The 26,171-nt window shown below is 67.4% G+C and carries 18 protein-coding genes; 8 read left to right on the top strand and 10 right to left on the bottom strand.

Translation table 11 applies throughout. The annotated features are described in order from the left end of the window. Nucleotides 1–60: 60 nt before the first annotated feature. From pgi to C5O79_RS30830, 3 genes are all read right to left on the bottom strand, one after another. Nucleotides 61–1,683: a glucose-6-phosphate isomerase gene (gene pgi, locus C5O79_RS30840; RefSeq protein WP_122474074.1), complete on the bottom strand. Its 1,623-nt coding sequence runs from the start codon at nucleotides 1,681–1,683 to the stop codon at nucleotides 61–63. A gap of 111 nt (nucleotides 1,684–1,794) precedes the next feature. Continuing rightward, nucleotides 1,795–3,342 carry an NAD(P)H-hydrate dehydratase gene (locus C5O79_RS30835; RefSeq protein ID WP_122474073.1) on the bottom strand — a complete coding sequence of 516 codons (1,548 nt, stop codon included), beginning with the start codon at nucleotides 3,340–3,342 and terminating at the stop codon, nucleotides 1,795–1,797. Between the two features lie 52 nt (nucleotides 3,343–3,394). Further along, nucleotides 3,395–4,696 carry an FAD-dependent oxidoreductase gene (locus C5O79_RS30830; protein ID WP_122474072.1) on the bottom strand — a complete coding sequence of 434 codons (1,302 nt, stop codon included), beginning with the start codon at nucleotides 4,694–4,696 and terminating at the stop codon, nucleotides 3,395–3,397. 330 nt (nucleotides 4,697–5,026) lie between these two features. Between C5O79_RS30830 and purL the strand changes: the two genes are divergently transcribed. Beyond that, a complete protein-coding gene (gene purL, locus C5O79_RS30825; protein WP_122474071.1) occupies nucleotides 5,027–9,091 on the top strand; it encodes a phosphoribosylformylglycinamidine synthase in 4,065 nt (1,354 codons plus the stop codon). A 5-nt stretch (nucleotides 9,092–9,096) separates the two neighbouring features. Further along, entirely contained in the window at nucleotides 9,097–9,642 is a 546-nt protein-coding gene (locus C5O79_RS30820) for an N-acetyltransferase (RefSeq protein WP_046546367.1), read from the top strand. Between the two features lie 177 nt (nucleotides 9,643–9,819). Here C5O79_RS30820 and C5O79_RS30815 read toward each other — a convergent pair whose 3' ends face one another. From C5O79_RS30815 to C5O79_RS30795, 5 genes are all read right to left on the bottom strand, one after another. Then, complete coding sequence (locus C5O79_RS30815; RefSeq protein WP_046545916.1) at nucleotides 9,820–10,602, bottom strand: peptidylprolyl isomerase; 783 nt, start codon at nucleotides 10,600–10,602, stop codon at nucleotides 9,820–9,822. Between the two features lie 18 nt (nucleotides 10,603–10,620). Beyond that, on the bottom strand, nucleotides 10,621–10,929 hold the full coding sequence (locus tag C5O79_RS30810) for a BolA family protein (RefSeq protein WP_046545915.1): 309 nt from the start codon (nucleotides 10,927–10,929) through the stop codon (nucleotides 10,621–10,623). A gap of 1 nt (nucleotide 10,930) precedes the next feature. Then, nucleotides 10,931–11,461: a septation protein A gene (locus C5O79_RS30805; RefSeq protein ID WP_011352350.1), complete on the bottom strand. Its 531-nt coding sequence runs from the start codon at nucleotides 11,459–11,461 to the stop codon at nucleotides 10,931–10,933. 124 nt (nucleotides 11,462–11,585) lie between these two features. Then, complete coding sequence (gene msrB / locus C5O79_RS30800; protein WP_046545914.1) at nucleotides 11,586–12,017, bottom strand: peptide-methionine (R)-S-oxide reductase MsrB; 432 nt, start codon at nucleotides 12,015–12,017, stop codon at nucleotides 11,586–11,588. Between the two features lie 44 nt (nucleotides 12,018–12,061). Next, the gene (locus C5O79_RS30795) at nucleotides 12,062–13,630 is read right to left on the bottom strand and encodes a protein adenylyltransferase SelO (protein WP_046545913.1); all 1,569 of its coding nucleotides are present in this window, start codon (nucleotides 13,628–13,630) and stop codon (nucleotides 12,062–12,064) included. 146 nt (nucleotides 13,631–13,776) lie between these two features. Between C5O79_RS30795 and C5O79_RS30790 the strand changes: the two genes are divergently transcribed. The 5 genes from C5O79_RS30790 (at nucleotide 13,777) to C5O79_RS30770 (ending at nucleotide 21,275) form a co-directional block, all read left to right on the top strand. Then, nucleotides 13,777–15,423 (top strand): 3-(methylthio)propionyl-CoA ligase, encoded by a 1,647-nt coding sequence (locus C5O79_RS30790; protein ID WP_122474070.1) that lies wholly within the window; start codon nucleotides 13,777–13,779, stop codon nucleotides 15,421–15,423. A 214-nt stretch (nucleotides 15,424–15,637) separates the two neighbouring features. Beyond that, a complete protein-coding gene (locus tag C5O79_RS30785) occupies nucleotides 15,638–17,722 on the top strand; it encodes a 3-hydroxyacyl-CoA dehydrogenase NAD-binding domain-containing protein (RefSeq protein ID WP_122474069.1) in 2,085 nt (694 codons plus the stop codon). A gap of 40 nt (nucleotides 17,723–17,762) precedes the next feature. Next, the gene (pncA, locus tag C5O79_RS30780) at nucleotides 17,763–18,395 is read left to right on the top strand and encodes a bifunctional nicotinamidase/pyrazinamidase (protein ID WP_046545910.1); all 633 of its coding nucleotides are present in this window, start codon (nucleotides 17,763–17,765) and stop codon (nucleotides 18,393–18,395) included. A 39-nt stretch (nucleotides 18,396–18,434) separates the two neighbouring features. Continuing rightward, nucleotides 18,435–19,613, top strand: a complete 1,179-nt coding sequence (locus C5O79_RS30775) for an acetyl-CoA C-acyltransferase (protein ID WP_046545909.1) — start codon at nucleotides 18,435–18,437, stop codon at nucleotides 19,611–19,613. A gap of 261 nt (nucleotides 19,614–19,874) precedes the next feature. Then, nucleotides 19,875–21,275: a GGDEF domain-containing protein gene (locus C5O79_RS30770; protein WP_046545908.1), complete on the top strand. Its 1,401-nt coding sequence runs from the start codon at nucleotides 19,875–19,877 to the stop codon at nucleotides 21,273–21,275. 170 nt (nucleotides 21,276–21,445) lie between these two features. Here C5O79_RS30770 and C5O79_RS30765 read toward each other — a convergent pair whose 3' ends face one another. Then, on the bottom strand, nucleotides 21,446–23,590 hold the full coding sequence (locus C5O79_RS30765) for a hypothetical protein (protein WP_122474068.1): 2,145 nt from the start codon (nucleotides 23,588–23,590) through the stop codon (nucleotides 21,446–21,448). 798 nt (nucleotides 23,591–24,388) lie between these two features. On the opposite strand from C5O79_RS30765, the gene C5O79_RS30760 reads away from it, so the two are divergent. After that, nucleotides 24,389–24,919: an isochorismatase family protein gene (locus C5O79_RS30760; protein WP_122474067.1), complete on the top strand. Its 531-nt coding sequence runs from the start codon at nucleotides 24,389–24,391 to the stop codon at nucleotides 24,917–24,919. Nucleotides 24,920–25,104: 185 nt separating this feature from the next. Here C5O79_RS30760 and C5O79_RS30755 read toward each other — a convergent pair whose 3' ends face one another. Next, nucleotides 25,105–26,028 (bottom strand): recombination-associated protein RdgC, encoded by a 924-nt coding sequence (locus tag C5O79_RS30755; RefSeq protein ID WP_047850762.1) that lies wholly within the window; start codon nucleotides 26,026–26,028, stop codon nucleotides 25,105–25,107. Nucleotides 26,029–26,171: the final 143 nt, after the last annotated feature.

Genomic DNA, 26,171 nt, shown 5'->3' with positions numbered 1-26,171 from the left:
GCCGGCCGCGCAAGCAGGGCTGCGCGGCCGGCGTCTGCATGACGCCGCTACCTCAGAGCATCAGCGCTTCAGCGCCGCACGGGCGCGCTCGATCAGCGCGGTGGTCGACGAGTCGTGCTTTGCCGGATCGACCGACTCGGCCGTCAGGTCGGCTTCCACCACCTTGCCGAGAATCTTGCCGAGCTCGACACCCCACTGGTCGAACGGATTGATGTCCCACACCGTTGCCTGCACGAGCACCTTGTGTTCGTACAGCGCGATCAGCGCGCCAAGCGTGCGCGGCGTCAGCGCATCGACGAGCAGCGTCGTCGTCGGGCGGTTGCCGGGGAACGTCAGATGCGGCGCGAGCGCCTCCTTGCCCGGCCCCGCGACCTTGCGCGCTTCGTCGAGTGTGCGGCCGAGCATCAGCGCCTCGCTCTGCGCAAAGCAGTTTGCCAGCAGCTTCGGATGATGGCTCGCGAGCGGATGCTCGGGTGTCAGCACCGCGATGAAGTCGATCGGCACGATCGTCGGCCCCTGGTGCAGCATCTGGAAGAACGCGTGCTGGCCGTTGGTGCCCGGCTCGCCCCACGTGACCGCGGAGGTCGGGTAGTCGACGAAGGTGCCGTCCAGGCGCGCGGATTTGCCGTTGCTCTCCATTTCGAGCTGCTGCAGGTATGACGGCAGGTAGTGCAGCGCTTCCGAATACGGTGCGACGAGATAGCTCTGCGAACCGAAGAAATTCCGATACCAGATACCGATCAGGCCGAGCAGCACGGGCAGGTTGCGCTCGAGCGGCGCTTCGCGGAAATGACGGTCCATGTCATTCGCGCCGGCCAGCAGTTCGTCGAACTGCTCGGGGCCGATCGCGATCATGATCGACAGGCCGACCGCCGACCACAGCGAATAGCGGCCGCCGACCCAGTCCCACATTTCGAACACGTTGTCCGCGGCGATGCCGAACTTCACGACTTCGGCCGGGTTCGCCGACACACCGACGAAGTGCTTCGCGAGCGCGTCCTCGGGGCAGCCGCGTGCGACGAACCAGTCGCGCAGCGAGCGCGCGTTCGTCATCGTCTCGAGCGTCGTGAAGGTCTTCGACACGATGATCGCGAGCGTTTCTTCCGGATCGACCTGTTCGAGCACGCGCGCGAGATCGGCACCGTCGACGTTCGACACGAAGTGCGTGGTGATGTCAGGCGTCGCGACGTGGTGCAGCGCATGCACGACCATCTTCGGCCCGAGATCGGAGCCGCCGATGCCGATGTTGATCACATGGCGGATGCGCTTGCCGGTGTAGCCCGTCCACGTGCCGCTGCGCACGGCGCGCGCGAAGGTCGCCATCTTCGCGCGCTCGGCGCTGATTTGCGCGTGGAACGGCGCTTGCGGATCGGTCGCGCGCAGCGCGGTGTGCAGCGCGGCACGGCCTTCGGTCGGGTTGACGATCTCGCCCGCGAACATCGCGTCGCGGCGTGCCTCGACGCCCGCGTCGCGCGCGAGCTGCACGAGCAGGCGCAGCGTCTCGTCATTGATGCGGTTCTTCGAGAAATCGGCCGCGAGGCCGCCGCCCGCGAGCGTGAAACGTTCGGCGCGCGTCGGCGCGTGGTCGTTTTCCGGCGCGAACCAGTCGCGCAGGCGAGCATGGCGGATTTGCTCGAAGTGGGATTGAAGGGCAGTCCAGGCGGGGAGCGAATTCAGCGTCATGGCGGTTCGAGTGAAGCGTGAATCGGGAGGAATGCCGCGCCGGCTCATCGGGATCGGAAGGCCGGCGGACGAGAGGGCCCGCCGTGCGGCGGGGCAGTCAGTATAGCGGCCTTATGTGTCGGCGCGCGGCGACGCGTAAAAAAGGCGATTGAGCAGCGTGCGCACCATCGGCGCGAGTTCACCGGCCGTGAGTCCGGCCGGGCCGGTGCCGTGCGCGGTCAGCGTGTCGGCCGCGAGGCCGTGCAGGTAGACGCCCGCGAGCGCCGCTTCGTACGGCGCGACGCGCTGCGCGAGCAACGCGCCGATCAGTCCGCCGAGCACGTCGCCGGTGCCGCCCGTAGCGAGCGCCGCATTGCCGGTCGGATTGATCGTCACGCGGCCGTCCGGCGCCGCAATCACCGTGCCCGAGCCTTTCAGCACGACGTTCGCTACATAACGCGCCGCGAGCGCCTGCGCGGCGGCGACACGGTCGTGCTGGATCGTCGCCGTGTCGCTGCCGAGCAACCGGGCGGCTTCGAGCGGGTGCGGCGTCAGCACGCACGGATTGCCGCGCGTACCGCGCGTAGCGACGGCGGCTGCGAGATCGGCATGTGTCGCGATGACGTTCAGCGCATCGGCATCGAGCAGCGTTGCGGCATCGTGTTCGAGCACGTCGCGCACGAGCGTCGCCGCGGCCTCGCGCGTACCCAGCCCGCAGCCGGCCGCGATGGCGGTCATCGCGCCGAGATCGAGGCCGTCAGCCGGATGCAGCATCAGTTCGGGAAACGGCGGGTCGTACGGCGGCGCGCCGGCGCCGAGGAAGCCGACGTGCACCTTGCCGGCACCGGCGAACAGCGCGGCGCGTGCGGCCAGGATCGGCGCACCGCACATGCCCGTGTCGCCGCCGAGCACCGCGAGACTGCCGAACGTGCCCTTGTGGGACGCGAATGCGCGCGGGGGCAGGGCGGCGGCGAACCGCGCGGGCGCGTTCAGCACGATGGCCGGCGCGGCGGGCGGCGCGACGTCGAGCGATGCGACGTCGATCTCGCCGGCGAGATCACGACCCTCGCCGGTATAGAGGCCCGGCTTCGCGGCGATGAAAGTGAGCGTATGGGTGGCGGCGACAGCGACACCCGCGCCGACGATCTGGCCCGTATCGCTGTCGAGCCCGCTCGGGACATCGAGTGCGAGCACCTGGCCGCCGCTGCGCGCATGCGCGGCGATGCGCTGGGCCTGCTCGGCGAATGCGCCGTCGAGTGCGCGGCCGAGACCGATGCCGAACAGCCCGTCGACGACCCACGCAAAGCCGTCCAGCGAAGCAGGCGGTGCGGCGGACAGCGGTACGCCGGCTGCGCGCGCGAGGCCGAGCGCCCATTGCGCGTCGTCCGGTTTCACCGGCACCGGCATCCAAGCTTGCGTGGCGACGCCAAGCTGCTGGAGGTGGGCGGCGGCAACGAGCGCGTCGCCGCCGTTGTTGCCCGGGCCGACCGCGAACCACACGGGGCGGTCGTCGCCGGCCATGCGCTCGGACAGCCAGTGCGCGGCGGCGGCGCCGGCGCGACCCATCAGCGTATGCGGCGGCAGCACGGCCGCGCCGTCGGTTTCGGTTGTGCGCAGGTCGGCGACGCGCAGCAGCGCGATCGGATCGGAATCGGGAAGCGGGCGGGTATTAACGGTCATCGCGGGGTCGTGGCGGCTGGCTAGGAGGCCGCCGGGGACGGCCCCGCGGCGGTCAGGTCGTGAAGCGCCCGGCGCGCAGCGCGGCGAGCGTGTCGGCGGGCCAGTGCTGTACGTCCCCGCCCAGATAGTCGGTCACCACTTTAGCAGACCCGCATGCAAGCCCCCAGCCGGCCGGGCCGTGTCCGAAATTGACGAACACGCGCGGATGCGGGGTCGGACCGACGACCGGCAGGCCGTCCGGCGACAGCAACTGCGTGCCTTGCCACGACAACGCAGCGGAGATCCGCGCGGCGCCGGGCACCCAGTCGTGGACGGCCTGGCCGAGCAGCGCGAGCGCGGCCTCGGACAGCGGCTCCGCGAGCGGCTTCGCGGTGTCGGGCAGGCTCTGCAACACGGCGCCGCCGCCGACACGCAGCCGCTGGTGGGTGCGCGTGATCGAGATCCGCTTGATCGAATCGATGACGTTCAGGTGCGGCGCGTGTTCTTCGTAGGCGACCGGCGCGGTGAGCGTATGAACGCGCACCGGGTGCAGCGGCAGGCGCCAGCCGAGCCGGTCGAGCAGTGGCAGGCTGCCGGCGCCGGCGGCGACCACGATCGCATCGGCGGAAATCACGTCGACCTCGCGTGCGTTCGACGCGCGCCGGTCGCCGGGCGGGACGAGCTCGACCGCGGCACGGCCGGTGTCGACGCGGATTGCGGCGACTTCCGCGCCGAATCTGAACTGCACGCCATGCTCGTCGAGCGTCTGCTTGACCAGTTTCGCGAACAGCGGGCAATTGCCGGTGCGCTCGGTCTCGAGCAGCACGCCGCCGGCGAAGCCGGGTTCGGGCGGCACCGACGGCTCGAGCGCAGCGCATTCGTCGGCGGAGAGCAGGCGGTACGGCTGGTCGAGCGTGCGCAGCAGGTCGAGTGCGGGCTGCATCGCCTCCCAGTCGCGCGGATCGCGCACCACGTGCAGGATGCCGGGCTTCTGTTCGAATTCGAGTTCGAGGCGCGTCTCGATGTCGGCGAGCGTGTCGCGCGACGCATCGATCAGCGGGCGCAGCCGCGCGTACTGGGCGGCGAACGCGTCGGGTTCGCGCAACGTGCCGAGCTGCTTGACGAAGCGGCGCACGCCGCCGTTGAAGCCCGGCTTGTAGACGACGCCGCTGTCGCGCGGCTGGCGCTGGCGCATGAAGGTCGGGCCGAACCAGACGTCGAGCGGGCTCGGCAGCAGCGCGCCGCCGTCGCCGTAGGTCGCACCCTGCGCGACGGTGGCGTGACGTTCGACCACGCACACGCGATGGCCGGCCGCGCGCAACTGGTAGGCGGTGGCGACGCCGCTGATTCCGCCGCCGATGACGATGACATCCATGGATTGCTTCGATGACGGGCGGCGCGCGTGCGCTACCCGGTGAGAATTTGCTGAGGGCCCGGCCCGGTGAACCCGGAATGATAGCGCCAAAATCGCGGGAACCGGCGCCGGGCGAGCACGGACCGTGCAGCCGCGCAGCGGCCGCCGGCTGCCGCGCCCGCGCGCGGCCGCCCGGCGGGCGGGACGTACGCGGCGCGCACCGTGGCACCGTCGCGGTGCATGCGGGCTACCGATTGGCCGGTCTGGGGCGGCCGACTTCCGGGTATAATTACGGCCTTCCTTTCGCCCCACGTCGCCACCTCGCGCGACTCATCGACGTCAGTCCAGCCCATGGCTCACTTCTCGTGTTTTCCCGGCGCTTCGGCCCTCTCCGATTTCCGTCAAACCCGTCTGCTCGACACGCTCAGGCAAATCGACGCCAACATCGTCGCGGTGCGCGGGCGGTTCCTGCACTTCGTCAATGCGGCCGAGCCGCTGTCGGCCGACGACAGCGCGCGCATCGACGCACTGATGCACTACGGCGCGCCGTTCGAGCCGGCGGCCGAGAAGGGCGCGGCCGAGACCTTCGTCGTGCTGCCGCGCTTCGGCACGGTCTCGCCGTGGGCGAGCAAGGCGACCGACATCGCGCAGCATTGCGGCCTCACGCAGGTGCGCCGCATCGAGCGCGGCGTCGAATTCACGGTCACGCTGAAGTCGGGCCTGCTCGGCGGCAAGAAGGCGCTGTCGGACGACGCGCGCGCAGCCGTCGCGGCCGCGCTGCATGACCGGATGACCGAAAGCGTGGTCGCGGCGCGCGACGACGCGAAGCACCTGTTCGACGAACTGCCGGCCAAGCCGCTCGCGAGCGTCGACGTGCTGGGCGTCGGCCGCGGCGCGCTCGAACGCGCGAACGTCGAACTGGGCCTCGCGCTCGCCGACGACGAGATCGACTACCTGGTCGACGCGTTCCGCAAGCTCGAACGCAACCCGACCGACGTGGAACTGATGATGTTCGCGCAGGCGAACAGCGAGCACTGCCGCCACAAGATCTTCAACGCGCAGTGGACGATCGACGGCGAAGCACAGGACATGTCGCTGTTCGCGATGATCCGCAACACCGAGAAGCTGAACCCGCAAGGCACGATCGTCGCGTATTCGGACAACTCGTCGATCATGGTCGGTGCCGAAGCCGAACGCTGGTTCCCGCGCAACGCGGGCGCGGCCGGCGAGCCGGGCGAACGCTATGGCCGCCACACCGAGCTCACGCACACGCTGATGAAGGTCGAGACGCACAACCACCCGACGGCGATCTCGCCGTTCCCGGGTGCGGCGACCGGCGCGGGCGGCGAGATCCGCGACGAAGGCGCGACGGGCCGCGGTGCGCGCCCGAAGGCCGGCCTCACGGGCTTCACCGTATCGAACCTCGATCTGCCCGACGCACGCCAGTCGTGGGAAAACGCACGCGACGCGGCGCAGCCGGTTGCCGAGCGCAACCCGAACGAAGCGCACGGCCCGTACGGCCGCCCGGACCGCATCGCGTCGCCGCTGCAGATCATGATCGACGGCCCGCTCGGCGGCGCCGCGTTCAACAACGAATTCGGCCGTCCGAACCTCGGCGGCTATTTTCGCGTGTACGAGCAGAACGTCGGCGGGAAGGTGCACGGCTATCACAAGCCGATCATGATCGCGGGCGGTCTCGGCAACATCGCCGACCAACATACGCACAAGCACGACGTCCCGGCCGGCTCGCTGCTGATCCAGATCGGCGGCCCGGGCATGCGGATCGGGATGGGCGGCGGCGCCGCGAGCTCGATGGCGACCGGCGCGAACACGGCCGAACTCGATTTCGACTCGGTACAGCGCGGCAACCCTGAAATCGAGCGTCGCGCCCAGGAAGTGATCAACGGCTGCTGGCAGCTCGGCGCGGAAAACCCGATCCTGAGCATCCACGACGTCGGCGCGGGCGGCCTGTCGAACGCGTTCCCCGAGATCGTCGACGGTGCGGGCAAGGGCGCGCGCTTCGAGCTGCGCAAGGTCGCGCTCGAGGAATCGGGCCTGTCGCCGCGCGAAATCTGGTCGAACGAAGCGCAGGAGCGCTACGTGCTGGCGATCGCGCCGGCCGACCTGCCGCGCTTCGAGGCGATCTGCGCCCGTGAGCGCTGCCCGTTCGCGGTGGTCGGTGTCGCGACCGACGAACGCCAGTTGAAGCTCGTCGACGACGAAGCGACGGGCGCCGACGAATACCCGGTCGACATGCCGATGGAAGTGCTGCTCGGCAAACCGCCGCGCATGCATCGCGACGTCACGCGCGTGACGACCGAGCGCGCGCCGGTCGACGTGACGGGCATCGCATTGTCGGCGGTCGCCGTCGACGTGCTGAAGCACCCGACGGTCGGCAGCAAGTCGTTCCTGATCACGATCGGCGACCGCTCGGTCGGCGGCACGTCGGTGCGCGACCAGATGGTCGGCCCGTGGCAGGTGCCGGTGGCCGACTGCGCAATCACCGCGCTCGACTACGCGGGCTTCAAGGGCGAGGCGATGACGATGGCCGAGCGCACGCCGCTCGCCGTGATCAATGCGCCGGCATCGGGCCGCATGGCGGTCGGCGAGGCGATCACGAACATCGCGAGCGCGCCGATCGCGGCGCTCGACAAGCTGAAGCTGTCGGCGAACTGGATGGCGGCATGCGGCACGGCCGGCGAGGACGCCGCGCTGTTCGACACGGTCAAGGCGATCGGCATGGAGCTGTGCCCGGCGCTCGGGATCGGCATCCCGGTCGGCAAGGATTCGCTGTCGATGAAGACGAAGTGGGATGAGCAGGGCGTTGCGAAGGAAGTGGTGTCGCCGGTGTCGCTGATCATCTCCGCGTTCGCACCGGTCGAGGACGTGCGCCGTCACCTGACGCCGCAACTGCGCCGCATCGCCGACGTGGGCGACAGCGTGCTGATCGCGATCGATCTCGGCCGCGGCAAGAACCGGATGGGCGGCAGCATCTTCGCGCAGGTTACGCAGCAGGTCGGCGACACGACGCCGGACGTCGACGATGCGGAAGACCTGAAGCGCTTCTTCAACGCGATCCAGTCGCTCAATGCGCAAGGCAAGCTGCTGGCATACCACGACCGCTCGGACGGCGGCCTGTGGGCGACGGTGTGCGAAATGGCGTTCGCGGGCCACGCGGGCGTGTCGCTGAACGTCGACATGCTGACGCTCGACCCGAATCACGAATCCGACTACGGCGACGCGAAGGACTGGGCGAAGCAGACGAGCGGCCGCCGCGAGGATCGCACGCTGCGCGCGCTGTTCTCCGAGGAACTCGGCGCCGTCGTGCAGGTGCGTGCGACCGAGCGCGACGCGGTGCTCGGCGCGCTGCGCGAGTTCGGCCTGTCGGCGTGCTCGCACGTGATCGGCTCGGTCAACGATCGCGACGTGATCGAGGTGTACCGCGACGCGAAGAAGATCTTCGACGCACCGCGCACCGAACTCCATCGCGCATGGAGCGAAGTGAGCTGGCGCATCGCGCGCCTGCGTGATAACCCGGCCTGCGCGGATGCCGAATACGACGCGCTGCTCGACGCGGCCGATCCGGGCATCTCGCCGGTGCTGAGCTTCGATCCGGCCGATGACATCGCCGCGCCGTTCATCGCGACGGGCGCACGGCCGCGCGTCGCGATCCTGCGTGAGCAGGGCGTGAACTCGCATCTGGAAACGGCCTACGCGTTCGATCGCGCGGGCTTCGATGCGCACGACGTGCACATGAGCGACCTGCTGGCCGGCCGTGCCACGCTCGCCGATTTCGCGGGCGCGGTCGCATGCGGCGGCTTCTCGTACGGCGACGTGCTGGGCGCGGGCGAAGGCTGGGCGAAGACGGTCCGCTTCAACGCGAACCTCGCCGACATGTTCTCGGCCTTCTTCGCACGTCCCGACACGTTCGCGCTCGGCATCTGCAACGGCTGCCAGATGCTGTCGAGCCTCGCGTCGATGATTCCGGGCGCGGAAGCGTGGCCGAAGTTCACGCGCAACAAGTCCGAGCAGTTCGAGGCGCGCTTCTCGTTCGTCGAAGTGCAGAAGTCGCCGTCGATCTTCTTCGCGGGGATGGAAGGCTCGCGGATTCCGGTCGCGGTCGCGCACGGCGAAGGCTACGCGGATTTCTCGCAGCAGGGCGACATCGATCGCGTCGCGGTCGCGATGCGTTACGTCGACCACCGCGGCGAAGCGACCGAGCGCTATCCGTTCAACCCGAACGGCTCGCCGGCCGGCATCACGTCGGTCACGACGGCCGACGGCCGCTTCTCGGTGCTGATGCCGCACATGGAGCGTGTGCATCGCACCGTTGCAATGAGCTGGCACCCGGAAAGCTGGGGTGAAGCGAGCCCGTGGATGCGCGTGTTCCGCAACGCGCGCCGCTGGATCGGCTGATCGGGATGATGTTCGACCCGAACGCGCCGGTCGAGGTCGTCACGCTGCGCGATGCGCGTGCAAGCGAGGCCGACGCGATCGGCCGCGTGATCGTCGCCGCGTTCGCGGGTGAGCCGGAGGGTGGCCAGTTCGAACGGCGGATCGTCGATGCGCTGCGTGCCGACGGTGCGTTGAGCGTCTCGCTCGTCGCTGAGCGCGACGGACGCCTGATCGGGCACGTTGCGTTCTCGCCGGTGTCGATCGGCGGCGAGCCGTCCGGCAGCCAGGGCTGGTATGGGCTGGCGCCGCTCGCGGTGCTGCCCGATTGCCAGCGGCAGAGCATCGGTGCGGGTTTGGTGCGCACGGGGCTCGACGCGTTGCGCCGGCTTGGCGCGCGCGGTTGCGTGCTGCTCGGCGAACCCGCGTACTACACGCGGTTCGGCTTTGCGCCATCCGGCGACATCGTGTTCCCGGGCGTGCCGCCCGAGTATTTCCTCGCGCTGTCGCTCGACGATTCGGCACCGCGGCCGTCGGGTGACGTTCGTTATCACGACGTGTTCCATCCCGCGTAGCCAGCCGCGCTTGCGGCGCGCGCGAATCCGGCACGGGAAAGGCCGCTCATTCGAGCGGCCTCTTCTTTTTGCCGGGCGAGCTGACGCACATCGTGATGCACCGGCAGCCCGCGCGGGCAATAAAAAATGCCGCTCCGAAGAGCGGCATTTTGGATGCATCGGCGACGAGCGCCTGCGTTACTGGATCTTTGCCTGCTGGCGCAGACCTTCCTCGAACGCCTGCAGCTTCTGCTGCACGAGTTGTTGCGCGATCTGCGCCTTCACCTGATCGAACGGCGGCGGGGCGATATCGCGGACGTCGTCGACACGGATGATGTGCCAGCCGAACTGCGTCTTCACGGGCGTGTCGGTCATCTGGCCTTTCTGCAGCTTCTGCGCGGCCGCCGCGAATTCCGGCACGTACGCCTTCGGGTCGGACCAGTCGAGATCGCCGCCGTTCTTGCCCGAACCCGGATCCTTCGAGAACTGCTTCGCGAGATCTTCGAACTTCGCACCGGCCTTGATCTTCGCGATCAGGTCCTTCGCCTGCTGCTCGTTGTCGACGAGGATGTGGTGCAGGTGGTATTCGCGATTGCCGCCGGCGCCCTTCACGAGGTCGTCGTAGCGCGCCTTCACTTCGGCGTCGGTCGGCTGGTTCTTCTTCAGGAAGCTCTCGATCATCGAACGCAGCACGACGGTCTGCTGCGCGACGGCGACCTGCGCCTTCACGTCCGGACGGTTCGGGATGCCTTCACGGATCGCTTCCTGCATCAGGATTTCGCGGTTCACGAGCTCCTGGCGGACGGCCTGCTGCAGTTGCGGGCTGTCGGTCTGGCCTTGCTGGACGAGCTGAGCAACCATCGCGTCGGCGCGCGACTTCGGAATCGGCGTGCCGTTGACGACGGCGATGTTCTGGGCAAATGCCGGTGCCGCTGCAAAAGCAGCCGCCGCGACCCACAGGCGGGGGGATTTCAGGATCATCGGGAATTCCTAATGAGACTAGATTGAAGATTCGTTGAATTCTTCGGGCGTGTAAGCCACGATCGCGAGCGCGTGAATGCCGCGCTGCATCGCATCAGCGAGCGCATCATACACCAGCCGGTGCCGCGCGACGCGCGGCTTGCCCGCGAAGGCGGCCGACACGATCGTGACCGTGAAATGGCCGCCGGCGGACGCGCCGGCGTGGCCCGCGTGCTGCGCGCTGTCGTCGCGCACGGTGAGCGACAGCGGGGCGAGCGCCGCGGTGAGGCGCGCTTCGATCAGCGCGATGCGTTCGCCGGGCGACGCGTGGAGAAAGGCGTCCGTCATGTCACTCGTCCTTCAGGTATTTCGTGAGCCACAGGCTCTGCAGGATGATGAATACGACCATCGCGCCCGTCGTGCCGAACAGCTTGAAGTTCACCCATTGCGATTCGGTGAAGTTGTGCACCACGTACAGGTTCGCGACGCCGAGCACCGCGAAGAACAGCGCCCAGGCGACGTTCAGCTTGTCCCATACGGGGTGCGGCAGCGTGAGCTGCTTGCCCATCATCTTCTCGATCAGGTTGTTGCCGAACGCATAGCGCGCAGCGAGCAGCCCGATCGCAAACAGCCAGTACAGCACAGTCGGTTTCCATTGGATGAATTTCTCGTCATGCAGGACGAGGGTGGCGCCACCGAAAACGACGATCACGCCGAGGCTGACCCACAGCATCGTGTCGACCTTCCGGTGCCGGAAGGCAACCCAGGCGACCTGGGCCAGCGTCGCGACGATCGCGACGGCGGTGGCGGTAAAGATGCCCCAGACCTTGAAGGCGGCAAAAAACAGGATGATCGGAAACAGATCGAACAGGAATTTCATGGCGCTCGCAGCTGCGTGAAAGGCCGCTTGAGCGGCCTTTCACCGTTGTAGGGACCCGCCAGGCACCGCCGGAGCGGATCAGGGCGGTGGCGCGAGGGGCGCCCGCGGATCCGCCCGGCGCCGCTCATTCGTTTTCGGGTCGGGACTCGAAGTTTAACGCAGCCGAATTGATGCAGTACCGCAAACCGGTCTTGTCGCGCGGGCCGTCCTCGAAGACGTGCCCGAGATGCGCGCCGCAGTGGTTGCAGCGCACCTCGACGCGGACCATCCCGTGCGAGTAGTCGACCTTTTCGTCGATCACCTCGCCGTTGAGCGGCTTGAAGTAGCTGGGCCAGCCGCAGCCCGAGTGGAACTTGGCGCCTGACTCGAACAGCGGCGTGCTGCAGACGACGCATTTGTAGATGCCGTCGTCTTCGGTGTCGGTGTATTCGCCGGTGAATGCGCGCTCGGTCGCCGCATGCTGCGTGACTTCGTACTGCATCGGCGTGAGCCGGCGGCGCAGCTCGGCGTCGTCCTTCTCGTACGGGAAGGTCTTGTCGTCGGAATCGTGGGACATGTGGGGTTCTCCTGATCGATGGGGCGATACTCGCGGGTTGCGGCTCAGGACGAGCAGCTCACTTCGAGCGATCCGGCCCAGTCGGGCGGCAACGCCGCGTACGCTTCATGCTCCGGTTGTTCGTCGAACGGGCGGCGCAGGATCTGCGCGAGCCGCTCGATTTCCGAAAAATCCTTTTCCTTCGCGCGCCGGATCGCGACTTCGGCCAGATGGTTGCGAAGCACGTATTTGGGGTTCGCGCGGTTCATTGCAACCGCGCGAGCCGCGTCGTCGCGCGTTTCCTCGGACAGCCGCGCGCGGTAGAGGTTCGCCCACGCATCGAATGCGTCGCGGTCGATGAAGAGGTCGCGCACGGGTGCGTCGCGGCTCGCGTCGTGCTTCGAGATCTGCGCGAGCCGGCGGAACGTCAGCGTGAAATCCGCGTGGCTCGCATGCATGGTCTCGAGCAGCTTGTTGGCGAGTTCGGCATCGTGCTCGCGTTCGAGCTCCAGGCCGAGCTTCGCGCGCATCGCACGTTCGAGCGCGGGGCCGAAGCGTTCCGGGAACTTCGCGAGTACGGCCTGCGCGTCCTCCACTGCACGTTCGGCGCGCGCATCGTCGTCGGCGATGCCGTGCTGCAGGCCGATCAGCGGCAGCAGCGCCTGCGCGAGGCAATAGCAGTTCCAGTGCGCGATGCGCGGCTGCATCCGGTATGCGTAGCGGCCGCTCGTATCCGAGTGGTTGCAGATGTGGTTCGCGTCGAACGCATCGACGAAGCCGAACGGACCGTAGTCGATCGTCACGCCGAGGATCGACATGTTGTCGGTGTTCATCACGCCGTGGCAGAAGCCGACGGCCTGCCACTGCGCGACGAGATCCGCCGTGCGCAGCGTCGCGGCCTCGAGCAGCGCGAGGTACGGATCGTCGGCGTGGCGGCAATCCGGATAGAAGCGGTCGATCACGTGATCGGCGAGCTGGCGCAGCAGGTCGGGGCGATCGTTCGAGAAGAAGTGCTCGAAGTGGCCGAAGCGCACGAAGCTCTCCGACACGCGCGTGACGACCGCGGACGTCTCGATCTCCTCGCGCACCACCGGCTGGTCGGAGCCGATCACCGTCAGTGCGCGCGTGGTCGGGATGCCGAGGTGATGCATCGCTTCCGAGCACAGGAATTCGCGGATCGACGAGCGCAGCACCGCGCGGCCGTCACCCATCCGCGAGTATGGCGTGCGGCCGCTGCCTTTCAGCTGCAGCTCGTAGCGGCGGCCGTCCGTGCCGGTGCGCTCGCCGATCGTCAGCGCGCGGCCGTCGCCGAGCTGGCCGGCCCACACGCCGAACTGATGGCCGGAATACACCGACGCATACGGCATCGCGTTCGCGGGCCAGTCGCGCGTCGGGTTGCCGGCGAACAGCTCGGCGAAGCCGGGCTGCGCGGCGATCGACCGCGGCAGATCGAGCAGTTGCGCGACTTCGCCGGAAAGGCCGACGACGTACGGCGCGGCGAGCGGCGCGGCCGGCAGCCGCGTATGAAACGCGTCGCCGAGCGTGATGAACGCGCCGGCGGCAGGCTCGCCGAGCGTGGCGGCGAGGTCGGGGAGGGTGTCAGCCGGATCGGCTGCGCTTCGGGAAAACGACATGTTGAGCGCCTCTGGGTAAGCCGATATTGTAAGGCGGCGCTGCGCCGCCCGCATGGTGGCCCGCGCACCGTGCGCCACGCCCGTCCGGGGCCGCTGACGGGCGCGCTGCAGAGGCACCGATTCGCATCCTCACGGAGAACAAGACGATGGGTAAGCCGTTGCTGGGCCAGATGATGGACATGCCGTTGCTGGTGTCGTCGCTGATTTCTCACGCCGCGCGCCACGCCGGCGATACGGAGATCGTGTCGAAGCGCGTGGAAGGCGATCTGCATCGCTACACGTACCGCGATTGCGAACGCCGCGCGAAGCAGCTGGCGCAGGCGCTTGCGCGGCTCGGCGTCGAAACCGGCGATCGCGTCGGTACGCTGGCATGGAACGGCTACCGGCATCTGGAAGCGTATTACGGGATCGGCGGGATGGGTGCCGTATGCCACACGATCAACCCGCGCCTCTTTCCCGAGCAGATCGCGTACATCGTCAATCACGCGGAAGACCGCTACGTCTTCTTCGACATCAATTTCGCGCCGCTCGTCGAGGCCATCGCACCGCAATGCCCGCACGTGAAGGGCTGGGTCGCGATGACGGACGCCGCGCACCTGCCGTCCGGCACGACGCCGTTCCTCTGCTACGAAACGCTCGTCGAAGCGGAGGACGGTCGCTACGACTGGCCGCGCCTCGACGAGCAGCAGGCGTCGGGGCTCTGCTACACGTCGGGCACGACCGGCAACCCGAAGGGCGTGCTGTATTCGAACCGCTCGACCGTGCTGCACGCGTACGGTGCAGCGCTGCCCGACGCGATGAACCTGTCCGCGATGGACGCCGTGCTGCCCGTCGTACCGATGTTCCACGTCAACGCATGGGGGCTGCCGTACGCGGTGCCGCTCACGGGCGGCAAGCTCGTGCTGCCCGGCAAGGATCTCGACGGGAAATCGCTGTACCAGCTGATGGAGGCCGAGCGCGTGACGTTCTCCGCGGGCGTGCCGACCGTGTGGCTCGGCCTGCTCAACTACATGCGCGAGGCCGGCGTGCGCTTCTCGACGCTGAACCGCACGGTGATCGGCGGCTCCGCGTGCCCGCCCGCGATGCTGCGCACCTTCGAGGACGAATACGGCGTGCGCGTGATTCACGCATGGGGGATGACCGAGCTGTCGCCGCTCGGCACGCTCGCGAAGCTCAACTGGGCGCAGTCGCAGCGGCCGCTCGACGCGCAGCGCAAGCTGCTCGAGAAGCAGGGGCGCGTGATCTGCGGCGTCGACATGCGCATCGTCGGGGAGGACGGCCACGAACTGCCGTGGGACGGCGTCGCATTCGGCGAACTGCAGGTGCGTGGCCCGTGGGTGATCGATCACTACTTCCGCGGCGATACGTCGCCGCTGTCGCCGGACGGCTGGTTCCCGACCGGCGACGTCGCGACGATCGACCCCGACGGCTTCCTGCAGATCACCGACCGCAGCAAGGACGTGATCAAGTCGGGCGGCGAGTGGATCAGCTCGATCGACATCGAGAACGTCGCGATCGCGCACCCGGGCGTGGCCGAGGCCGCGTGCATCGCCTGTGCGCACCCGAAATGGACCGAGCGCCCGCTGCTCGTCGTGGTGCCGCGCGAAGGGGCGAACCTGAGCCGCGACGCGCTGCTCGCGTTCTACGAGGGCAAGGTCGCGAAATGGTGGATTCCCGACGACGTCGTATTCGTCGAATCGCTGCCGCACACCGCGACCGGCAAGCTGCAGAAGCTGAAGTTGCGCGAGACGTTCCGCGACTACGTGTTGCCGACGGCGGTCTGCGAGCCGTAACGCCGGCCCGGGCCCGGAGCGGCTCGTGATGCGGTCGCCCGGATCCGTCCCCCGATCCGTCCCCGGATCGGGCGACCGGCATCGGGAACAAAATTCAAATTGAACGACCGTGCTTTTTCGTTGTATGCTGCCTCCGTTCATCAGGACATGCGGCTGTTCGACCGCGCACAATGAAGCGCAGCCACCCCGGCGCGCGATGCATGGAGGCAGGCAGATGGCAGTGGATTACTCGACTCGCGACGGCGTGGCCGTCCTTACGCTCAACAATCCGCCCGTCAACGGGCTCGGCCTGTCGACCCGTCAGGGCGTCATGGACGCGCTCGATCGCGCCGCGCAGGACCCGTCGGTGACAGCCATCGTGCTGACCGGCGCGGGACGCGCATTCTCGGGCGGCGCCGACATCACCGAATTCAATACGCCGAAGGCGCTGCAGGAGCCCACGCTGCACACCGTGATTCACGCGGTGGAGGCGAGCGCGAAGCCCGTCGTCGCGGCGCTGCACAGCGTCGTGATGGGCGGCGGCCTCGAGCTTGCGCTCGGCGCGCACTACCGCGTCGCGGCACCCGGCGCACAGATCGCGCTGCCCGAAGTGAAGCTCGGCCTGCTGCCGGGCGCGGGCGGCACGCAGCGCCTGCCGCGTGCGGTGGGGCTCGAAACCGCGCTGAACATGATCGTGTCGGGCGTGCCGGTGCCGTCGGAGCAGCTTGCGAAGAGCGGGCTGTTCGACGAAATGGCCGACGGCGACCTGCTCGACGCGGCCGTCGCGTTCGCGGGCAAGGTCGGCGCGCAGAAGGGGCCGCATCCGCGCGTGCGCGATCGCAAGATCGTTCACCCGAACGCAGCGGGCTTCATCCAGTTCGCGCGCAATTCCGCGAAGGCCGCCGCGCCGAATTTCCCCGCACCGCACAAGTGCATCGACGCGATCGAGGCCGGCGTGCTGCACGGCTTCGACAAGGGCAGCGTGGCCGAGCGCGAGGGTTTCGTCGCGCTGATGATGACGCCGGAAAGCCGTGCGCTGCGGCATGCGTTCTTCGGCGAGCGCGCGGCGAGCAAGATTCCCGACGTGCCGGCCGATACGCCGCTGCGCGAGATCCGCCGCGTCGGCGTGATCGGCGCGGGCACGATGGGCGGCGGGATCGCGATGAACTTCGTCAACGCAGGCCTGCCCGTCACGCTGCTCGAGACGAAACAGGACGCGCTCGAGCGCGGCGTCGCGACGATCCGCAAGAACTACGACGCGCAGGTGAAGAAGGGCAAGCTCACGCAGGAGAAGCTCGACGCGCGCATGGCGCTGATCACGCCGACGCTGTCCTACGACGACCTGAAGGACGCCGACCTGATCGTCGAGGCCGTGTTCGAGGAACTCGGTGTGAAGGAGCAGGTGTTCACGAAGCTCGACGAAGTCGCGAAGGCGGGGGCGATCCTCGCGTCGAACACGTCGACGCTCGACGTCGACAAGATCGCGGCGTTCACGAAGCGTCCGCAGGACGTCGTCGGCATGCACTTCTTCAGCCCGGCGAACGTGATGAAGCTGCTCGAGGTCGTGCGCGGCGCGCAGACCGCGAAGGACGTGCTTGCCACCGTGATGGCCGTCGCGAAGAAGATCCGCAAGACGGCGGTCGTGTCGGGCGTGTGCGACGGCTTCATCGGCAACCGGATGATCGAGCAGTACATCCGCCAGGCGCTGTTCATGCTCGAGGAAGGCGCGCTGCCCGCGCAGGTCGATCGTGCGATCGAGAAGTTCGGTTTCGCGATGGGCCCGTTCCGGATGAGCGACCTTGCCGGCAACGACATCGGCTGGGCGATCCGCAAGCGCCGCTACATCGAGCAGCCCGATCTCGAGTACTCGAAGATCGCCGACCGTCTGTGCGAGCAGGGCCGCTTCGGCCAGAAGACGGGCGCCGGCTGGTACGACTACGTGCCGGGCGAGCGCAAGGCCAAGCCGTCGTCGCTCGTCGACGAGATGGTCGTTGCATATTCGAAGGAGCGCGGTGTCGAGCGTCGCAAGATCGGCGACGACGAGATCGTCGAGCGGCTCGTGTTCGCACTCGTCAACGAAGGCGCGAAGATCCTCGAAGAGAAGATCGCGTCGAAGGCGTCCGACATCGACATGGTCTACCTGACCGGCTATGGCTTCCCGCTGTGGCGCGGCGGCCCGATGCTGTACGCGGACATGGTTGGCCTCTACAACGTCGAGCGCGCGATTCGCCGCTACGCGGCCGCGCCGAACGGCGACGCATGGAAGCTCGCACCGTCGATCGCGGAACTCGCGAAGGCCGGCCGCGGGTTCAACGGCTGACGCGCCGGATCGCGGCGCGACGCACACCCGGAGAAATGCAATGAAACGCACCGACGACGTACTGCTCGTGATCGACGTGCAATACGACTTCATGCCGGGCGGCGCGCTCGCGGTGCCCGACGGCGACGCGGTCGTGCCGGTGATCAACGCGCTCGCGCAACGCTTCGACCAGGTCGTGCTGACGCAGGACTGGCATCCGCGCGAGCACGTGTCGTTCGCGGCGAACCATCCGGGCCGCGAACCGTTTTCCACGCTCGCGCTGCCGTACGGAGAGCAGGTGCTGTGGCCCGTGCACTGCGTGCAGGACACGGATGGCGCGGCGCTGCATCGCGATCTCGACATCCCGCATGCGCGGCTCGTGATCCGCAAGGGCGGCGACGCGCAGGTCGACAGCTATTCCGCGTTCGTCGAAGCCGACCGCACGACGCGCACCGGGCTCGCGGGTTATCTGCGCGAGCTCGGCGCGAAGCGCGTGTGGTGCTGCGGGCTCGCGACCGACTATTGCGTCGCGTGGTCGGCGCTCGATGCGCGCGCGGCCGGTTTCGAAGCCGCGGTGATCAACGATGCGTGCCGCGCGATCGACCTGAACGGGTCGCTCGCCCACGCGTGGCAACAGATGCAGGCAGCGGGCGTCGCGCATGTGACGTCCGCGGGCGCGCGCCCGGCGGCGTAGCGCAGACCCCAACATGAAGCAGGACCGAAGGAGACTCGCATGACCGAAGCCGTAATCGTATCGACCGCCCGCACGCCGCTGGCGAAATCCTGGCGCGGTGCTTTCAACATGACGCACGGCGCGACGCTCGGCGGCCACGCGGTCGCGGCCGCTGTCGAACGCGCGAAGCTCGACCCCGCACGCGTCGAGGACGTGATCATGGGTTGCGCGAACCCCGAAGGCGCGACCGGCGCGAACATCGCGCGGCAGATCGCACTGCGCGCGGGGCTGCCCGTGACGGTGCCGGGGATGACCGTGAACCGTTTCTGCTCGTCCGGGCTGCAGACCATCGCGCTGGCCGCGCAGCGGATCATCGCGGGCGAAGGCGAAGTGTATGTGGCGGGCGGCGTCGAATCGATCTCGTGCGTGCAGAACGAGATGAACCACCACATGATCCAGGAAGGCTGGCTCGTCCAGCACAAGCCCGAGATCTACTGGAACATGCTGCAGACGGCCGAGAACGTTGCGAAGCGCTACGGCATCTCGAAGGAGCGCCAGGACGAGTACGGCGTGCAGTCGCAACTGCGCGCCGCGGCTGCGCAGGAAGCCGGGCGCTTTCGCGACGAGATCGTGCCGATCACCGTGCTCGCGGGCGTTGCCGACAAGGCGACGGGCCGCCTGTTCACGAAGGAAGTGACGGTCTCGGCCGACGAAGGGATCCGCCCCGACACGACGCTCGAAGGCGTGTCGAAGATTCGCTCGGCCGTGCCGGGCGGCGTGATCACCGCGGGCAACGCGAGCCAGTTCTCGGACGGCGCGTCGGCCTGCGTCGTGATGAGCGCCGACGCCGCGCGGCGCGAAGGACTGCAACCGCTCGGCGTGTTCCGCGGTTTCGCGGTGGCCGGTTGCGAGCCGGACGAGATGGGCATCGGCCCCGTGTTCGCGGTGCCCAAGCTGCTGAAGCAGGCGGGGCTGAAGGTCGACGATATCGGCCTGTGGGAACTGAACGAAGCATTCGCGGTGCAGGTGCTGTACTGCCGCGACACGCTCGGGATTCCTGAGGATCGTCTGAACGTGAACGGCGGCGCGATCGCGGTCGGCCATCCGTACGGTGTGTCGGGCGCACGCCTGACGGGCCATGCGCTGATCGAAGGCAAGCGGCGCGGCGTGAAGTACGTGGTCGTCACGATGTGTATCGGCGGCGGACAGGGCGCGGCCGGGCTGTTCGAAATCCTCTGATCTTTGACGCGGAGCGGCCGCGGTTTCGCTTCGGCGAGACAGGCGGCCGAGACGCGAATCGGTGCGACTGATCCGCCATTCGAAACAATCGGCAAGCAAAAGGCATGCGCCCGGCAATGCCGTTTCCCCTTACTTGTCAAACGAATTGCCCCACCTATACTTGCTCTGACATTTGCCTTTCGGCACGATGGGCAGGATCGTGCGTCGAGTGATCCGTGCCGCGAAGGTTCGAACCCACGCAGCAGACCGACCGGGGACCGAATGAGTACGACCTATGCAGCCGGGGAACCGCCGCGCGTCGTCAGCGCGGCCGCAAGGCTCTACGCGAAATGCCTGCTGGTCGGATTCGCGTTGCTGCCCGCCTATCTGATTGCGTATCTGTGGTTCTTCAGCGACCCGCACGTCGTGTTCGAGAACCATGCATTCCATGAAATCGCGATCGCGGCCGCCACCCTCGAAGGCGCGTTCGTCACCTACGTGACGTGGGTCTGCTACCGGTCGTCCGGCGAGCCGCTGCTGCGCTGGATGACACTTGGCTTTCTGGGCTTCGCGATGATCTATGCGCTGCACGGTGCATTCACCGGGATGGCGCATCACAACATCTGGCTGTTCCTGCTGTACGGGCCCGCGTCGCGGCTCGCGATGTCGATCCTGCTGCTCACGGGCCTGCTGTCGTATTCGCGGCCGCCCGATCGCATCGAGAAGCGCACGAGCGTACGCACGTGGCTGCCGTGGATCGTCTTCTTCGTGATCGTCAACGTGGTCGTGGCGTACATCGCGTATTCGCCGGTCGCGGGCGCGCCGGGCACGCGGCTGTCGATGGAAGGCGGCGCGCTCGTATTCTCGCTGCTGAACGTCGCCCTGCTGCTCGCGCGGCGGATCCGCTCGCCGCTGATGGTGATCTACGGCGTGTCGATCATGGCGTTTGCACTGTCGTCGCTCGCGTTCATTCTCGGCAAGCCGTGGAATCACATGTGGTGGCTCGCGCACGCGATCTTCGCCGGCGGCTTCTTCCTGCTCAGCTACGGCGTCGTGCAGGCGCTGCAGACGACGCGCTCGTTCTCGGCGATCTACCGCCAGGAAGACCTGATGAGCCGGCTGTCGGAATCGATGGCGCGCACCGAGAGCGCGTTGCAGGAACTGCGGCGCACGAACCAGAAGCTCGAATACATGGCCGCTACCGACCCGATGACGGGCGCGTCGAACCGCCGGCAATTCATCGCGCAGGTCGAGCGGGAGATGGTGCGGGCCGAGCGCGACGGTACGCCGTTCTGCCTGCTCGCGCTCGATCTCGACAATTTCAAGAACATCAACGATGCGTACGGGCATCAGATCGGCGATGAGGTGCTGCGCGGCGTCGTGCGCCAGTGCCTCGACGCGATCCGGCCGGCCGGCGGGCTCGCGCGGGTCGGCGGCGAGGAATTCATGGCGCTGCTGCCGGAGATGCCGCTCGAAGGCGCACGGATGACCGCCGAGCGCGTGCGCTCGTCGATCGCGAGCTCGCCGTTCGGGCTCGATTTCAAGCGCGTGCAGGTGACGGTCAGCGTCGGCGTTGCGCAATACGGGGCCGACGGCAGCACGGTCGATGCGTTGCTGCGCGTGGTCGACGAACGGTTGTACCAGGCGAAGCGGGAAGGGCGGAACCGGGTCGTGGCGCGGTGATGCGGGTTTGCGCGGCACGCGGGCGCCGGTGAACGGACGCGGAACATTCGGCAGCCCGGGCGTACAGAGGCCGTGTCCGGCGCCTCGATCTCTGACGAAGCCCCGGAGGCGGCAACGCCACCGGGGCTTTTGCATGGCGGTCAGCATGCGGCTGGCGACGCGCTACCGCGCTACCGCGCTGCCAGCGCCGCCGCGCGCTGTTTCGGCTGGGCATCCTGCATCTGCTGCGACGCCTGCCACCAGTACTTGCCCGCGCGCTGCTGCGGATCGCGGATCGCGAGATACGTCGTGCTCCAGAGCTGCGCAGCGTTCGCCTCGGTGGCGTCGGCGCTACGCGTACCGAATGCATCGGTCTGGTACTTGCCGTTCACGTACGACCACGTCCACATCTCGGACGTGCGCATGTCGCGTCCGTTCGAGATCACCTGCCAGATCGTCTGCCGCGCCTGCGTGAGCAGCGTGCGTGTCGCAGCCGACAAGTCCTGGCGCGCGAGCTGGCGATCGAGCCCGGCCACCCACATCGCCTGCTGCCACGACCAGATCACCGTGCCGTGATACGCGGAACTGGTGAATTTCGGCCACAGCGCCTGGCTTGCATACGCGGGATTCGCGATCAGCATCCCGGCATCGGTCACGAGCCCGGTCGGGAACGGCCGCGTGACGTCGGTGACGATCCGCTGAAGCTCGTCATCCGGCGGCGTGCCGAACAGCAGCGCGAAGCCGCCATCCGAATTCATCACCGGAATCGGGTTGCCCTGCTGATCGAGCGACAGCGCGTAGAACGCCAGTGGCGCGCCCGGTGCGGCGCCGGCAGGCACGCCCGCGGACGGCGCATAGGCCGACACGTCGGTGGCCGCCTGCGCGGCCGGCACGCTGACCTGGAACAGCGGCGGTGCCTGCGTTTCCCACGTGGCAGCCTGATTTGCCGTGTTGGCGAGCGTCGCGCGCTGTCCGGCATCCAGGTACGGATCGAGCAGGCCGCGCGCGAGGAATGCGTTCGCCGCGCGCAACGCGGCCGGCACGAGCACCGCGTTGACGTCATATGGATAGACGCCGCCGCCAAGCCCGTCGGTGCTGTCGCGCCAATTGCCGACGATTTCGCCGGGCCGCAGGTGGATCAGGTTCGCGACACTCGGCTGCTGCGCGAACGGCTGCGTGGTTGTCGCGACGTGCAGCAGGTTGACGACCAGACGGCTGCCATTGGTCTGTCCGTCGCTGCCGCGCTGCGCGAGATACGCGGCAGCGCGGGCCTGGCCGCGCGTATCGTCGATCAGCCACGCGGCCGCGATCGGCGCGAGCAGGTAGTCGCTGTCGATCATCTTGTAGTCGTAGGTCGGTGTCGAATCGTTCGGCCGCCCGTTCTTCTGGTTGTCGACGAGGGCGAATTCGCCGATCCCTTCCTCGTGCGCGACCTTGCCGTCGGTCGAGAGCCGGCTCAGCACCGACGACAGGCCGGCCTCGATCGCCGCAGGTTCGAGCACGGGCATCAGCATGCGTACCGAGATCAGCGTGTCGCGGCCGAAGTAGGTGTCGTACTGCCACGAGCCGGCCAGCAGCTTGTCGTGGAAGCTCAGGAATTCGAGCACGTTCTGGCTCACCGGGTCGGGGTTCACCGACGGCGCGAGAAGGTCGGCGCGCGTGATCGGCGACAACGGCGTCTCGCCCGACAGCGCATCGACATGCAACCGCAACGTGTGCGAGCCCGCCGGTGCGCTCAGGACGAGCTTGCCGCCCGCTGCCGGCGCGATGCTGCCGCCGTCGCGCAGCGTGATGCGCAGTGAATAGCCGGGCGCGCCGTCGATCCGGTCGCGTTGCCATTGCGCGGCGCTGCCCTGGACCGTCGGCGCGGTGAGGATCTGCTGCGGAATCGTTGCACCGCCGTTGAAGTCGCGCAGGAAGCGCACGTTGCTGAGCACGCCCTGTCGGATCGTCAGCGTGTTGGTGTCCACCGACACGTCGGCGCCGATGCCGTAAAGCGGACGGCCGTGCGTGTCGGGCGCCGATAGCGCGGACGGCGGCGTGTCTAGGCTCCAGTTCACCGGCTGCGCGGTATCGTCGAACCACAGCCCGGTGCCGCTGTTGCCGGCGGGGAAGACCACGAGCAGGCGCGGCTTCGTCGACGAACGCACGAGCAGGTGTGCGGCGACGTTGTCCTGCCGGTAGAACGCGTTGATCTGGCCGCCGGCGTCCATGCGGAACGACAGTGCTGCGTTGTTCGACGGCGGGTTGCTCGATTTGACGTCGTCGTCATTGCAGGCCGCGAGCAGGCCGGCGCAGATGAATCCGAGACACAGCGACTTCGCAAGGCGATGCATGTTGATGTCCCTCCTGATGACTGGCGATTTTTATGAGAATTATCGAATGAGCGGGTGCTCGATCTGCTTAGTCCGGTATTGCAGAATTCCTGGGAAATTCAGAATTAATACGCGTGTACTTCGGGGGCGAGTTGAATGAGAAATAACCGGTTGTCGGTTAATGCCGGAATTGAAAACAAACGGAGGCGCTGCCCCGGCCGGGCATGCAAGGCTTCTCTGCTGGCGTTCCGGTACCGTGCCGATATGGGCGCGTGCGCGGGGTGAAAATCGAAACGTAAGCTGTCGTTGGGGATTCTAAAGTTCGGATAAAGTCGAAGTCAATAATGATTTTGTGGTTTTCGGATAATGTTCTGGAATGAGGTCGCAATTATTGCTTGTTGGATCGGTAAAATATGCGAATTCATCGGAGAGTAGCGGTGCGCAGATTATCGGGTTGGGTGAAAATCGATTGGCAATCTATGTCGGTATTGGTGATTGATTCCGAACCGGAATTGAATCGTGGCGGTTTGCCTGTCGCCGTGTCTCGGGCGGTGGACTCGACAATACGAAGCGGTGAGCAACCGGCGTTCCTGCCACTGGACCGGCGGGTGATTCCGTGAACCTGGGTCCATGCGATCACGTCAGCGGTGCCGGCAAGTTTGGTAGGCTTGGGGGCCGCTTCCGTTTACCGAATTCACGCAACCGGTGATTGGTGCGATTCGACATCGGTCTTATGCGGGACTGACGATCTTGCGACAAAGCGACTTTTCATCGACGGTCGATGGTGGTTGACGTCGCTTTCACTCCGGAGAATGCGCCGTGCTGCACGTGTCCGACGATTCAGTGGTCGTATTGGTTGATTTTCAGGCGCGGCTGATGCCGGTGATCCACGACGGGGCATCGGTCGTCACGCAGGCTGTCCGACTCGCCCGCATTGCGCAGATTCTCGGGGTGCCGGTGATGGGTACCGAGCAGAGCCCCATCCAGCTGGGCCGGAACGTACCCGAGATCAAGGGTCTGTGCTCCGACACCGTCGTCAAGGACCATTTCGACGCGTGTGCGGAGGGCCTGGTCGACGCATTGCCGGACGGGCGCAACAGCGTCATCGTCGCCGGTTGCGAGGCGCACGTGTGCGTGTTGCAAACGGCGTTCGGGCTGTTGCGCAGCGGCCGCAAAGTCACGGTGGTCAGCGATGCCGTGGGGTCTCGCAGGACAACCGACCGGGACGCCGGGGTCGCCCGGCTCGGTGCGGCGGGGGTGCAAATCGCGACGGTCGAGATGATCGGGTTCGAATGGGTGGGCTCCAGCCGGCATCCGCGTTTTCGCGATGTGCTGCGCCTGATCAAATGAGTCGCGGCGCCCGTGTGCTGACGGAAACAGCATTCCGGGAGCCGAATGCGTGAATCTCGGCATGTCGGCCCCTTGGCGCCGGCAAGTTGGGTAGGCTGGCTGCCGGCGGTCGTGGGCGGGATCGTCGCGCCGGCTAGAAACCTCGCGTCGCGAGGGAGGCGAGGTTTCTCTGCCGCCGATGGCGTTCAGGCTGCTGCCGCCTGATGAACCGAGTCACGCTGCTCGCCACCCAGGATATCGATCAGGCTGGTCAGCATCCGCTCCAATTCACCGGTCATCAGCGTGACATCCGAGTCGAAGCGTTCATCGTCGTTCTGCGCGGTCGGATCAGCCGCTTCCTTGATCACGTCGAGCGGCGTCACGCGCTTGATCGTCAACGACGGCGTCAGCACGAAGGAGATCCGGTTGTCCCAGGTCATCGCAAGGCGCATGCATTGTTTGCCGGCCTCGATGTGCCGGCGCATGTCGTTCGCTTCCAGCGCGTGGCCGACGTATCGCACCGTGGCGCCGCCTTCGCCGCTCGAGCGCAGCTCGGCGTCCTGGTCCACGGTGAATCCGCCCGGCGCCTCGCCGGACAACAGCCAATCCGTCATCGCGGCGACTGGCGAACGCACCACCTGCACGCCAGCGAGCGGCAACTGATCGATCGATTTGACGAGGAGGCCGCGAACGTCGTCGGCAAGCGCCTGTGAAGCCGCATCGATGACGAGCCAGCCGTTCACCGTATCGATCCACACGCGGGTATCGCGCTGGATGGTGAACGCGCGCGGGAGCAGTTCGTCGGTTACCTGCTCCTTGAGTTCGCGCATCTGCTTTCGCCCCACCTTGAAGCCCTGCTGCTCCTCCATTTCAAGCGCGCGGGCCTTGGTCACCTGAGTGACGACCGACGCCGGGAGCAACTTCTTCTCGGCACGAAACGTCAGCAACATCTGCCGGTTGATCGAATACACGAGTGCGCCGTCGTCACGCGGCGACGCCCATCCGCAGCTCTGCATCTCGACGCTGGTGCCTGGCTGGAACGCGTGGGGCGCCAGCCATTTTTCCATCTGATCGGGGGTAACTGCCCAAGGTGCCGGAAGACGATGAAGCTGAAGGTTCTTGAACCACATAGGAGTACGGGCAAAGCGCACCATTCTATATGACGGTGATGCTTTCGGTGCGATTCGGTTGCTCGACGTGACGGTCCAATCCGAGCGAACGTAGCGCGTTTCGTCGCCGCCTGGCGGCACAACAGGAGCGCAATCGACGCTGC

Origin of the sequence: Burkholderia sp. SRS-25 (assembly GCF_004343765.1) — a bacterium.
Classification (GTDB): Bacteria; Pseudomonadota; Gammaproteobacteria; order Burkholderiales; family Burkholderiaceae; genus Burkholderia; species Burkholderia contaminans.
This window is presented reverse-complemented; position numbering and strand designations above follow the sequence as displayed.